9 protein-coding genes and 1 pseudogene are annotated in these 12,961 nt (G+C 41.8%); 4 read left to right on the top strand and 6 right to left on the bottom strand.

The features are described 5' to 3' along the window. Positions 1 to 134 precede the first annotated feature (134 nt). Together grxD and ispF are read right to left on the bottom strand one after the other, a co-directional pair. The gene (gene grxD / locus AAEY88_RS00980; protein ID WP_350557788.1) at positions 135 to 485 is read right to left on the bottom strand and encodes a Grx4 family monothiol glutaredoxin; all 351 of its coding nucleotides are present in this window, start codon (positions 483 to 485) and stop codon (positions 135 to 137) included. Between the two features lie 228 nt (positions 486 to 713). Then, the gene (gene ispF, locus AAEY88_RS00975; RefSeq protein ID WP_350557786.1) at positions 714 to 1,208 is read right to left on the bottom strand and encodes a 2-C-methyl-D-erythritol 2,4-cyclodiphosphate synthase; all 495 of its coding nucleotides are present in this window, start codon (positions 1,206 to 1,208) and stop codon (positions 714 to 716) included. Positions 1,209 to 1,536: 328 nt separating this feature from the next. On the opposite strand from ispF, the gene mnmA reads away from it, so the two are divergent. Together mnmA and purB are read left to right on the top strand one after the other, a co-directional pair. Beyond that, positions 1,537 to 2,763, top strand: coding sequence for a tRNA 2-thiouridine(34) synthase MnmA (gene mnmA, locus AAEY88_RS00970; RefSeq protein WP_350560387.1), 1,227 nt, complete (start codon positions 1,537 to 1,539; stop codon positions 2,761 to 2,763). Positions 2,764 to 2,857: 94 nt separating this feature from the next. Further along, positions 2,858 to 4,255 carry an adenylosuccinate lyase gene (gene purB / locus AAEY88_RS00965; protein ID WP_350557784.1) on the top strand — a complete coding sequence of 466 codons (1,398 nt, stop codon included), beginning with the start codon at positions 2,858 to 2,860 and terminating at the stop codon, positions 4,253 to 4,255. A gap of 123 nt (positions 4,256 to 4,378) precedes the next feature. Here purB and AAEY88_RS00960 read toward each other — a convergent pair whose 3' ends face one another. Then, positions 4,379 to 4,573, bottom strand: a complete 195-nt coding sequence (locus tag AAEY88_RS00960) for an NF038104 family lipoprotein (RefSeq protein WP_350557782.1) — start codon at positions 4,571 to 4,573, stop codon at positions 4,379 to 4,381. A 185-nt stretch (positions 4,574 to 4,758) separates the two neighbouring features. Here AAEY88_RS00960 and AAEY88_RS00955 point away from each other — a divergent pair, with 185 nt between their 5' ends. Further along, the gene (locus AAEY88_RS00955; protein WP_350557780.1) at positions 4,759 to 6,012 is read left to right on the top strand and encodes a cupin domain-containing protein; all 1,254 of its coding nucleotides are present in this window, start codon (positions 4,759 to 4,761) and stop codon (positions 6,010 to 6,012) included. A 98-nt stretch (positions 6,013 to 6,110) separates the two neighbouring features. Here AAEY88_RS00955 and AAEY88_RS00950 read toward each other — a convergent pair. Then, positions 6,111 to 6,992, bottom strand: a pseudogene (locus AAEY88_RS00950) (IS982 family transposase). Positions 6,993 to 8,224: 1,232 nt separating this feature from the next. On the opposite strand from AAEY88_RS00950, the gene dauA reads away from it, so the two are divergent. After that, positions 8,225 to 9,922 (top strand): C4-dicarboxylic acid transporter DauA, encoded by a 1,698-nt coding sequence (dauA, locus tag AAEY88_RS00945; protein ID WP_350557778.1) that lies wholly within the window; start codon positions 8,225 to 8,227, stop codon positions 9,920 to 9,922. 758 nt (positions 9,923 to 10,680) lie between these two features. On the opposite strand, the gene AAEY88_RS00940 is transcribed toward dauA, so the two are convergent. Both AAEY88_RS00940 and AAEY88_RS00935 read right to left on the bottom strand, forming a co-directional pair. After that, entirely contained in the window at positions 10,681 to 11,040 is a 360-nt protein-coding gene (locus AAEY88_RS00940; protein ID WP_350557776.1) for a hypothetical protein, read from the bottom strand. A 374-nt stretch (positions 11,041 to 11,414) separates the two neighbouring features. Further along, positions 11,415 to 12,836 (bottom strand): DASS family sodium-coupled anion symporter, encoded by a 1,422-nt coding sequence (locus AAEY88_RS00935; protein WP_350557774.1) that lies wholly within the window; start codon positions 12,834 to 12,836, stop codon positions 11,415 to 11,417. Between the last annotated feature and the right edge of the window lie 125 nt (positions 12,837 to 12,961).

The raw sequence follows: 12,961 nt of genomic DNA, 5'->3' as shown, positions 1-12,961 counted from the left end.
CAAAGCCCAAGCAGTCATCAGTGGACTGCTTGGGCTTGCTACTTCTTAGGCTCAGTACTTAGCAATTCAACATTTATAAATTTAGACGTCGAATATGCCTAGATAGAAGCGCTTGAACGTTATATCGTTAAAAACTATGCCGCTGGGCTATTGGCTTCGACCATTGGCTTAAGCTCGCCTGATTGATACATTTGCAAAATAATGTCTGAACCACCCATCAACTCACCATCAATCCACAATTGTGGAAACGTTGGCCAATTAGCAATTTTTGGCAAGGTGGCACGGATTTCTGGGTTTTCTAAAATATTCACAAAGGCAAATGGGCGACCAATTTGAGTCAGCACTTCGATAGAACGCGCAGAAAAGCCACACTGTGGAAACTGTGGCGTGCCTTTCATATATAAGATAACTTTATTATCTTTAATTTGGTCACGAATCAGCTGTTCAACGTCGTTCGCAGTGGTGTTTGGGGTTTGCTCCGTCATAAAAGCTCCTATTGATTAAACGATTTATTAAAAATGGTTATTTTGAATACGGTTATATCAAACAGTAAGGTCTGCATACTGCTGGTACATGGGGCAATAGTCGCCATATTACAAGCTTATGTTATTAGCGTCAGGCTTTATACTGTAATCTTTACCTGTTGGCTAAGTAGCATCAGGTATTGGACAACTAAACTCTAAATATTGGAATTTATCGCTAGGTGTTGAACCCTACTTATCACTCGGCACTAATAATACCACGGCATTAGCCATGATGCCCTCTTGCCGACCAGTAAAGCCAAGTTTTTCAGTGGTCGTTGCTTTAACACTAACGTTACTAATGGCGGTTTGTAGATCGCTAGCGATATTGCCACGCATTGCTTGATTATAGGGCGCAAGTTTCGGATATTCACACATCACGGTAATATCAGCATTACCTAATATATAGCCCGCTGCTTGGACTTTACCATACACATAACGCAGCAATATCCGCGAATCAAGACCAGCGTTCGCCGCATCAGTATCAGGAAAATGCTGACCAATATCGCCAAGCGCTAACGCGCCAAGTAGCGCATCGGCTAGCGCATGAAGCACCACGTCGCCATCAGAATGTGCAAGCAAGCTATGGCTATGCTCAATAAGTACACCGGCTAGCATCACATATTGTTGCTGTTGGCCATTATTATGAAAGGCGTGAACGTCGATACCTTGACCAATTTTTATCATGATTATTCCAAAGTCTATTAAAGGTTATTAAAAAAAGCAGTCACGGTCAGTCATCAATAAATAGTTATCACAATCATCGTGGCTGTTAAAAATTTATTTGATGGCTTTACAGTAGTTCGAAAGGCTGCATAAAGTTTTCCAGCCATTACTCGATGAACGTAAAGTAAAGAAATTCAAGTCAACAACGCTGATCGTATCCAAGCATCTATTAAAATTATTGTGCAAGTTTTTAAACTAGAAAGGAGCGCGCCTCGCCACCGCTTTCAATTAGCTGTTATAATATGACGCTTATTTTACCATAAGTTGTTGAGCACTTTTTATGTCAGCTATGTCAACCATGCCAAATGTATCAACCACACCAGTATCAACTACTTTCAGCGCCCATCGCGCTTTAACCCTCACTGATATTGACAATCCTACTACTACGCGGGTAATTGTCGGCATGTCAGGCGGGGTTGATTCTTCGGTATCCGCCGTTCTGCTGCAGCAAGCAGGTTTTATGGTAGAAGGGTTGTTTATGAAAAACTGGGAAGAAGATGACGGCACCGAATACTGTACCGCGATGGACGATTTAGCGGACGCGCAATCAGTATGCGATAAGATTGGCATCAAATTACATACCGCCAACTTTGCAATGGAGTATTGGGACCGGGTCTTTGAGCATTTCTTAGCTGAATATAAAGCCGGACGGACACCCAATCCTGATATCTTATGTAATAAAGAAATTAAATTTAAAGCCTTTTTAGATTATGCCCTAACCCTTGGTGCCGACTATATTGCCACCGGTCATTATACCCGTCGCAGTGTGACTTATACCAATGCGGATGACACGCTTGTCGCGCAACTATTACGTGGCCTTGATAATAATAAAGACCAAAGCTACTTCCTACATGCCGTCGGCGGCGACAAACTTGCTAAAACCTTGTTTCCAGTGGGCGAACTTGAAAAACCAGTCGTCCGTCAGATTGCCGAAGAGTATGATTTGATTACGGCTAATAAAAAAGATTCTACTGGTATTTGCTTTATTGGCGAGCGCCGCTTTAAAGACTTTTTACAACAGTACCTACCTGCCCAAAAAGGTGAAATTATTACTGATGATGGCAATGTCATCGGCACCCATGATGGACTGATGTATTATACTTTAGGTCAGCGTGGCGGTATTGGTATCGGCGGTGTTAAAGACCGTCCGGAAGAACCGTGGTTTGTATTGGCAAAAGACTTAGATAAAAATCGTCTAATCGTTGGACAAGGTCATGAGCATCCGATGATGTTAAGTACCGAGCTACACGCTTATAAGCTCGATTGGGTCGATGGGCTGCCGCCTGCTGATATTTTTAGCGCTGAGGGTCTACGTTGTATGGCAAAGGCGCGTTATCGTCAGCCCGACCAAGCTTGCACTGTAAACGCTATTAATGAAGATGGCAGCGAAGTACGAGTGGTGTTTGATGAGCCGCAACGCGCCGTGACTCCTGGTCAGTCAGCCGTATTTTATATTGGTGAGGTTTGCTTGGGTGGCGGTGTTATTGCGTCTATTGATGCGCCGTGTGGGTTTTAGGGCAGATTAACAATACCATTTTATATTTTTATTAATTTTTTAAACGTTGCTTTATTTTTAATTTCTTTCACTTATAACGACTTGAGGTATTACCATGACCCCACTTACCGCGCTCTCCCCGATTGATGGCCGCTATGCATCTAAAGCCGATAGCTTGCGCCCTTATTTATCTGAATTTGGTCTGATTAAAGCCCGCGTCACCGTTGAGATTCGCTGGTTGCAGTCCTTGGCTGATAATAAAGCCATTGGTGAATTAGCAGCATTTGATAGCGATACTAACGCCTTTTTAAACGCTATTGTTGATGATTTTAGTGAAGCAGATGCACAAGCGATTAAAGATATCGAAGCAACCACCAATCACGATGTGAAAGCGGTTGAGTACTTTATCAAAAATAAATTTCGTGGTCAGGCAGCCCTTAACGACTCGCTAGAATTCATCCATTTTGCTTGTACTAGTGAAGATATTAACAATCTATCGTATGCCTTGATGCTAAAAGACAGTCGCACAATCGTACTCGATAAAATGCAACAAATGACCGATAGCATTGTTGCTTTAGCGATTACTCATGCTGACCAACCGATGCTGTCACGCACTCATGGTCAAACGGCAAGCCCAACCACACTTGGTAAAGAGATGGCCAACGTCGCTTATCGTCTAGCCCGTCAAATTAAACAAGTGAGTCAGGTGGAACTACTAGGTAAAATCAATGGCGCAGTCGGTAACTATAATGCCCATTATGCCGCCTATCCTGATGTTAATTGGCAAGCACATGCTGAGCAGTTCATTGATGAGCATCTTGAGCTGACGTTTAACCCTTATACCACGCAAATTGAGCCCCATGATTATATTGCTGAATTGTTTGACGCGGTCAAGCGTTTTAATACCATTCTTATCGATTTTAACCGCGATATTTGGCAATATATTAGCTTAGGCTATTTTAAGCAGCGCCTAAAAGATGGTGAAGTCGGTTCTTCTACCATGCCGCATAAGGTTAATCCGATTGACTTTGAAAACTCAGAAGGCAACCTTGGTGTAGCTAATGCCATGCTGGCACATTTGGGCGAAAAGCTGCCGATTTCACGCATGCAACGCGACTTATCAGATTCGACCGTATTGCGTAATATTGGTGTTGGTCTGGCACAAAGTATGATTGCTTATGATGCTTGCCTAAAAGGGGTTAGCAAACTTGAATTGAATCCACAGCGTATTAATAGCGACCTTGAGCAAGCGCAAGAAGTATTGGCTGAGCCCATTCAAACCGTCATGCGCCGCTACCGTGTTGAAAACCCTTATGAGAAGCTTAAAGCACTAACTCGTGGTAATGCCATGACTCGTGAAGCGATGTTAACCTTCGTTGAAAGCGATGAGCTGTCTGCGGTTAGCGATAGTGATAAAGCACGCTTACGTGAGATGACCCCTGCCACTTATATTGGTAATGCCGCTGAGCAAGCGCATAGCATTAAAGAATGGATTGCCAAGCTTGATAAGTAATAGGCTTAATAAATAAAAGATATAAATCAGTATTTACTAGTCACTAATTTATATCACTTTACTCTATAACCTTACTCTGAATACTAGGATTTATCTTCAAAAACCTAGTAGAGGAGTAAGGTTTTATTTTTTATCGTTCTTATTATCATCGTCTTCATCACCGCCAGGTATGATGGCTTTGGTGACGGCGACCGTACCTTTGACCACGCCTTTAGTGGTTTTATAGGCAACTTTAACCGGTACGGTAACCAGTTTGTGCACACAAGCTTGTAGTAGGAATATGCTAGCAAGTAGAGCAATAATTTGTAATTTTTTCATGAATGTCCTATGGTTGATTAGATAGCTTATATAAGCCATTAGCTATCAGTAATTAGAGAATAATAACCAGATAACAGCAAATAAGTATTGGTAATTAGATAACTGGTAATCATAAACTATTAAATTGCTTTTCTAAAGCAAACCTATGCATTATTTCAAACCAATTAAATGATATGGATTCATCAATGACCTCTCTAAAGCTTTGTTTACCCGATGCTATAACACCGGAACAGTTCCTAGCAGAATACTGGCAAAAAAAGCCACTATTAATTAAGCAAGGGTTACCCCAGCTGATCGGTATGTTTGAGCCGGATGATATTTTAAGTTTGGCACTCGATGAAGAGGCTTCGGCAAGATTAATCACTCAAAGGTCAGTGAGCGATTTAAAATCTATCCCTATAAAGAACGGCAAGGCTGATAGCAGTAACGGCAACTATAACGACGATGATAACTCAGATAACCAAACGAGCACATCACAATGGCAACTCAAAAAAAGCCCGTTAACCGAAGCAGACTTTGACAACTTGCCCGAGCAGTGGACGGTATTGGTACAAAATTTAGAACAGTGGTCGCCTGAGTTGGGGCAATTATGGCAAGCCCTTGACTTTATTCCGCAGTGGCAGCGTGATGATATTATGGTGTCTTATGCCCCCAAAGGTGGCTCGGTTGGTAAACATTATGATGATTATGATGTGTTCTTAGCACAAGGTTATGGTCAGCGCCGTTGGCAGCTGGGCAAATTTTGTGATGAGCAGACTGAATTTGTTGCCGATGAACCGATTCGTATTTTTGATGATATGGGTGAGATTATCTTTGATGAGATTTTAGAAGCTGGTGATGTGCTATATGTACCGCCTAAATTATCTCATTTTGGCGTGGCGCAAGACGATTGTATGACCTTTTCATTTGGCTGCCGTCGTCCTAATGTAATGCAAGTTATCGACAGTCTTGCCGATGTGGCGACCAACGATAGTGAGTTATTTATTCCGATGATTTTGCCACAAGCGCCACAAGCTTCAGGTGAGTTACAAGCGGAAAGTATAGATGCCATCACCGCACAATTATTGCAACTATTACAGTCGGAGCGTGGTGCTGATATTATTCGCCAAGCGGTATGTGAAGTGGTCAGTAAGCGTCAATATGATGCGTTAGTACCTGAAGACACGATGAATACTGATGAGCTGATACAAGCGTTAGCGCAAGGTGCCACACTACAAGCCGACTATAGCAATCGTTTACTTTATAACCAAACGGCTAAAGGCGCAACCTTATACGCGAATGGTCAACGGCTAGACGGTCTCGATAATTACGCTACAGCGCTGCTGATACGCTTAGCTGATGGTGAGAATATAAACGCTGACGATATTGCTGACATTGACCCAGACGATTTGATGGAATGGTTAGAGAACGGTTGGATATGGGTAGATTATCCTGAGTAGTTTTTGACTAACTGCCTTTAAACTCATCTTATTTAAGCACAAAAAACCCGATGTCCAACTTACTGAGACATCGGGTTTTTATATGGACTACCCCACTCTCAACTTGAAATAAGCAGCTCAAATTGAAGTGGCGGGTTTCCGAGTTGTTTATTGAGCATAAAGCACAGATTATGTGACAGTATCTTACGAATAAGCCGATGTGATAAATGCCATAAGTCTTTTGCCCATACCTTTTGTATATTAAAGCGTTCTGATAACTGTCCAATGACGGTTTCAACCGTACGGCGGACTTTCATCAAACGTCTTAACATAGGTTTAGGTCTATCCTCTGCCATGTTACGTCTGAGTGGCGTTTGCAAATCAATACTCTGAGACTAATAGTAGTGAGTGAGGTTGGGACTGATATATCCTTTATAAGCCCCAAGCAACCCATGAATATCACCGGTTATATCAGGCGCAACCTTTCTTTCATCAACATTAGCAGGTGCGATAGTAAAGCCTTTAATCATGCCCGATAGGGTAATCAGTAGATGCCCCTCAAAGCCATAATACTTTTCTTGTTTAGCGGCACAATAACTAAAAGCGGCATGATCTTGGTAGTTTTTATGCCGATAGGCTCGTCCATAATGACATACCGGTATGGGAAAACCATCAATGAGATGAATGTGATCATTCCCTTCTAGATGCCTGACCTTATCCTGTATCCGTTTTTTAACCTGCCATAAATTGGCGCAGTGCTTGGCAAAGTTAGGATATGAGCCTATCGCTAGAAACCATGCTTGCCAATGCTGCTTAAAGTATTGCCAAATCCGTTTGTCTTGATCCCTGTTTAAAAACTCACCCACCACTTCCATACAAATAATCTCTGGATCACTGAGTTTAGGAGCGTAACCACCGGTTCTTAATGATTCGATGACGATTATTTTGTAGTAATGCTCTACCGTTAGATAGATATTGATGATAAATTCATCTATAGGCATCTCATGACTCCGTTAGATTCTTAGTCGAAAACAATAGAGTAGTGAGATGCTTTTCTTTTTTCAATCACTATCGAAGTTGAGAGTGGCGTAATCAAATATAAGATCCATATCAATCCTTTTAATAAAGTTGCATTGTTACTGTAAGAACAACTGTTTCGTTTGATAAATAAAACAATTATCAGGGACTATTCACTAGTGCCGGTTTAATCAAGATGACATTCTATTGCTACCATTGACCTGAATGATATAATGATGGCAGGTAAGTTTCGACGCTAACATCAAAGCTGGTAAGTCATATTAGAAGATAACTGCAAATAGAAAGTAGCTGCAAACCTTTCGATGATCTTAAACCATGCTTACCCTTTTACTATTTACTATGACCTTTGAACTCATCCCTGATACGCCGAGGAATCCTCGATTGATGAACTCGTTCAAGCAGAGTGAACCAGCTGATTCGTTAGGTGGCTGATTTAACCTTACCTGCATCCTTTGGCCGCAAATAACCGGTTTCAGCGGACGGCAAAAACTCGGTTTTGAACCGGGCGTTGGTTGTCTAACTTAGCAATTATCTTAACTAGGATATTCAATATGAGACGATTATTTAATCAAAATAAAGTATTGCCATTAGTCATATTAGTCCCTTGAATTATTTGAACTGTCACATGACGTTGTCAAGATAAGGTGAACGTACAAGGGCATGTCTATTGTTTAATGAAAAACATCTAGAAATTAAGAATCAGCCTGCTCAGCCTGCATTGAAGGAGATTGGCAGGCATCTGGTGATACTGGATTCCTGTTCAATACTTGATCACTTCATTAATTCTTTTGGTATAACGTTAATATAGCTTTCAAAATCAACTTCTAAGGCGTATAAAGTACACAAATCGTTTTAATAATTCAACGATTCTTAGCAAAGCTGACATGCTATCTCTACAAACAGCATCAGCGATTTACTATTCAAGTCTGATTAACTCATTTTTTATAAAAATGTCAATACCATAAACAGCTTTATTAATCAGAGCAAGTTCGCATCTTATTAACTATGTCGCCTGATCGGGAATCTGGCCAATAAGCGTTCCTCGATTGCATAGGAAAAATCAGAGATAGCAGCGTTTTTGATTAAGTCATTGTTAGCGACGGGTGTGGCAACAAAGACTTATTCTTGATTTTAACCCACCAAACTGATTAGATTTCCCAGATTAGGGCGTTAGCGCTCAATAAGCGAGTACACATTGTTTTCAGCATTAAGAAAATCCTTAGCAAGCAAAATAACACTTTCAGATATTCAAGAGAATATTCTGTCAGGGTTAGCTGTCGGCGTGATTGCGCTTCCGCTATCTATGGCGTTAGCCATTGCAAGTGGTGTTCCACCTCAGCATGGACTGTACACGGCTATTGTGGCCGGCATTGTTATTGCCCTTAGTGGCGGTTCTAAAGTGAATATATCAGGCCCCACTGCGGCGTTTGTCGTTGTGTTATTGCCAATTGTTCAACAGTTTGGTATAGGGGGACTGCTCGTTAGTGGTTTTATGGCAGGTATCATTATGATATTGATGGGGGTTGGCAAGCTTGGCAAACTTATTGAGATTGTTCCCTACCCGGTTATTATCGGATTTACAGCCGGTATTGGTGTTGTTATCGGTACGTTGCAGATAAAAGATTTTCTAGGTCTCAATATAGAAGCATTAAATGGGGACTATCTGGATAAACTTTTATTGATAGTGTCTTCATTACCCACCATTAACTGGCAGGAATTGTTAATTGGTGCACTGACTATTATCACATTATTACTCTGGCCTCGCATGCGATCTAAAATACCGGGACATCTGATCGCACTCCTTGTGGGCTCCATCTCTGCATGGTTATTTAGCCTGCTAAGTCAGGATTTTTCTGTTGCAACCATTGCTAGTCGATTTCATTATGAAGTCAATGGTCTAATTGGTGATGGCATCCCAGCAATTTTGCCGGCATTTGAGTGGCCATGGAATTTACCCGATGCCAATGGTAATCCAATTGGCCTGAGTTTTGCTCTTATTAAAATGTTATTACCCGCTGCGATTACCATTGCCATACTGGGCGCACTTGAATCACTGTTATGCGCGGTCGTCGCTGATGGTATGTCAGGCAAAAAACATAATCCCAATGATGAGCTTATCGGGCAAGGGATTGGTAATATGATTGCCCCGTTATTTGGTGGCATACCTGCAACCGCAGCCATTGCCCGCACCGCTGCTAATATTAAAGCTGGGGGGAGTTTGCCGCTCGCATCCGTAGTACACAGTTTGTTTATTCTTGGTTCAATACTGGCGCTTACGCCTTTACTCGCTTATATCCCGATGGCATCAATGGCGGCTTTATTATTGGTAGTAGCATGGAATATGAGTGAAGCGAAACACTTTATTCACACTATTAAAGTCGCGCCAAGGGATGATGTTATTGTCTTGATTTTATGTTTTTCACTGACGGTACTCTTTGATATGACGGTTGCTGTCGCAGTGGGAATGGGATTATCCGCTCTGCTGTTTATCCGCAGAAGTATTACGCTGACCCAGACAACCGAAATGGAAAAAAACCATGAACTCCACGGTGAGCTCGCTGATAATATTGTAATCTATGATATTAACGGGCCATTATTTTTCGGATCTGCGCAAAAAGCGCTGCAAAGTATTTCCATTGTTACGCCGGATCTTCGCGTTGTTATACTGGATATGTCTGAGGTTAATATGCTTGATATGAGTGCAATTGTCACCATTGAATCGATTAAGGATAGTCTTGCCAGACAACATATAGGATTAGTTATTAATAACTTAGAACCAAGAATGGTGGTGAAATTACGCCGTGCTGGAGTCCGCTATAAACCGGGGGAAATTCAATTCTCGCGGACAATCAAAGATGCTGTTGCCATCGCTAATGAAATGATCTCGCAATAATATTTATCGAAAACGCGCGGAATACGGCATCCATAGCCAGTGAGCCTAAGCGAATTGGTTTGGGTGGTGATGGATAGCGCAACCATCGTTTCAGCGATAGATATAAATAGCTTTAGGTGGCGTTCATTCTCCACCTAAAGCAAGCGGAGCGATAGCGACATCCTTATTGACTCTCGAACATTATCGGGGCGCATTCTCGTTTGCTTTAGCGGCAAGTTAAACCTTATGTCAAATGATTAAAATATAATACAACCCATTTCCCTTACCAAAAATTAATCACAACATGATATAAAATGGTTTTCTGATTTATCTATCCACGTTAGAATAAAAATAGGCTTATAAAATCAGTTTATTGTGAATAGGTGCGGAATGTTGAATACAAAGTAATAGCATTAAAAATTAAAGCTAACCTTAATTAAACGATTAAACTATCGCCTCTGGTGTAAGAACTGGCATCAGTTTAAAAATCAGGAAAGGTTAATAATGTACTTTAAGTGTGTCACGGTCAACGCTTACAGGCTGATATAAGGCCGTCTGCAAACGGCAAACCTTATTAAAATACCTTGCTTGCTGACAACAATGGACTTTGCTTTTAGTGAGGGTTTGGAAACGCGATCGCGTTAGCTAGAAGTCGTTAATTCTGCTGGTTGAATTGATGAGACCGATCAAATCAAGGTTATTTAGGGTAACAATCCACACTCTGTCGCCAGTTCAACAAATGCGGAACCGGTAAGATAATCTAGGTGAAAATGGGTGTTTTAGTGAGCGGTTTTTGAGGAAGGAAAGCCCAGAAGTGTCAGCCAATCATTAACACATTTTCCGGTTAATGATTCATACTCAGAGACCCCTTTACGCTGCCCATTACGACGTTCGCGCAGGTTATACCAAGCTTTAAATAATTCTAAGAAACCTTGATTAACTCCTTTCCTTGCATAAACATAAGTTCGCAAGGTTGCGTTCAATCCTTCAATTGCACTTGATGCTATATGCCGAGTGTGGAGGAGTTGCTCTATTTTACGCATGATTTCCGTAATCTCTGTATCAATGAGTTCGCGGCCGAGTAAATAATACGCTCCCGCTATTTCGATAGTCACATCACGGCGCTTCCATGGATTCATTTTTTTAGTTTCCTTTTACGTTCAATTATACGGCAGGTCAGTGAGATAACCGCATCAGAGTATTGGCATCGGAGCGCTGATAAACGTTGATATAATGCTGATGGTCAACGGCTAGACGGTCTCGATAATTACGCTACAGCGCTGCTGATACGCTTAGCAGATGGTGAGAATATAAACGCTGACGATATAGCAGATGTTGATCCAGACGATTTGATGGAATGGTTAGAGAACGGTTGGATATGGGTTGATTATCCTGAGTAGTTTTTGATTAACTGCCTTTAAACTCATCTTATTTAAGCACAAAAAAACCGATGTCCAGTATACGACCAGACATCGGTTTTTTGTTTATTAATATAGCATTGAATTAATAAACTTTAGATTAAGAAAAAATATGCCCATAGTCCAACGATAAACGTGGCAATGATATTGAGCACCACACCCGTACGTATCATTTCTGACTGTTTTATAAGCCCAGTACCGAAGACAATCGCATTAGGCGGGGTAGCAACAGGGAGCATAAAGGCACACGATGCACCAATACCAATGACCAAGACCAGCACTTCACGCGGTAGACCCATCTGCTCTGCAATAGCTGCAAATACCGGCACCAACAGCGCAGCTGAAGCCGTATTAGAAGCAAACTCCGTCAAGAAGATAATAAAGGCTGATATCGCAATCATCACTACGATAAGCGGCGCAGATGACAGAGCATTGGCGACCGTTTCCCCCAGTACCAAAGATGCCCCAGAGACTTTTAACACCGTTGACAGGGCGATACCACCACCGAACAGCATGAGTACACCCCAGTCGGTATTATCAGAGACTTGTTTCCATGATACCAGTCCTAAACTAACCACGGCTGCTGCCGCTGATAGGGCAATGACAGCATCTGTATCCGCGATACCGAACGCCGCACCAATCTTTTTGGAGAATATCCAGCTCAGCGCCGTCACAATAAAGACGATGATAGTCAACACCCGTGGTTTATTCCACTCAATGGGCACTTCTTGCGCAATAGTGACTTTACGATTCAGATTGGGCTTCAGCACCAAATACATGGCACCCAATAAGACGGGTAACAACACCAACATCATCGGTACGCCAAACTTCATCCAATCAATAAATGTGATATCGAGCGCTTTTGCTGCAATGGCATTGGGCGGTGAGCCTACGATAGTACCCAGACCACCTAAGCTTGCTGAATAAGCGATACCCAAGAGTACAAACACAAAAGTGCCACGATCTTTTTCGCGGTCTACCTGCGTTAATATTCCCAGCGCAAGCGGTAGCATCATTGCCGCAGTAGCGGTATTCGATATCCACATCGATAAAAATGCGGTCACCCCAAATATTAAGAATACCGCAGTACCCAACTTGCCACCTGACATTGACAATATTTTTAGCGCAATCTTTTTATCCAGCTGCTGGACATGCAAAGCTGCTGCCAATGCAAAACCACCAAAGAACAGGTAAATAATGGGACTAGCGAAGCTTTGTAAGCCGATTTTGGCATCAAAGTCTGGTATGCTAATTAGCGTGCCCACAATCACTACCAACAGCGCAGTAATGGTCACATGCACTGCTTCAGTCAGCCATAGCGTACCAATAAAAAACAGCAAGGATAGACCTTTGTTGGCATTGATATCAAAAGGCAGTACATTATAAATAATCATACTGAGGATCGCGGCTATCACCACCACTATCAATCCTTTACCCGTACCTTTTGGAAAAGTGTCTGTAAATAAATACTCATTACCATCATCGGGAATATGGCTGTCTAGTTTTTGCTCTGGCATAAAACTTCCTTATTGCAATTGCACTCAGAGAGAAGGATAAAAAATCTTAACGTAAATAGCATGTTTTAGCGATAATTTACTGCTATAAAATATCCTCGCTACAATGCCCGCCATCATAACAGAAC

This window comes from Psychrobacter sp. CAL346-MNA-CIBAN-0220 (assembly GCF_040309805.1).
Taxonomy (GTDB): domain Bacteria; phylum Pseudomonadota; class Gammaproteobacteria; order Pseudomonadales; family Moraxellaceae; genus Psychrobacter.
This window is presented reverse-complemented; position numbering and strand designations above follow the sequence as displayed.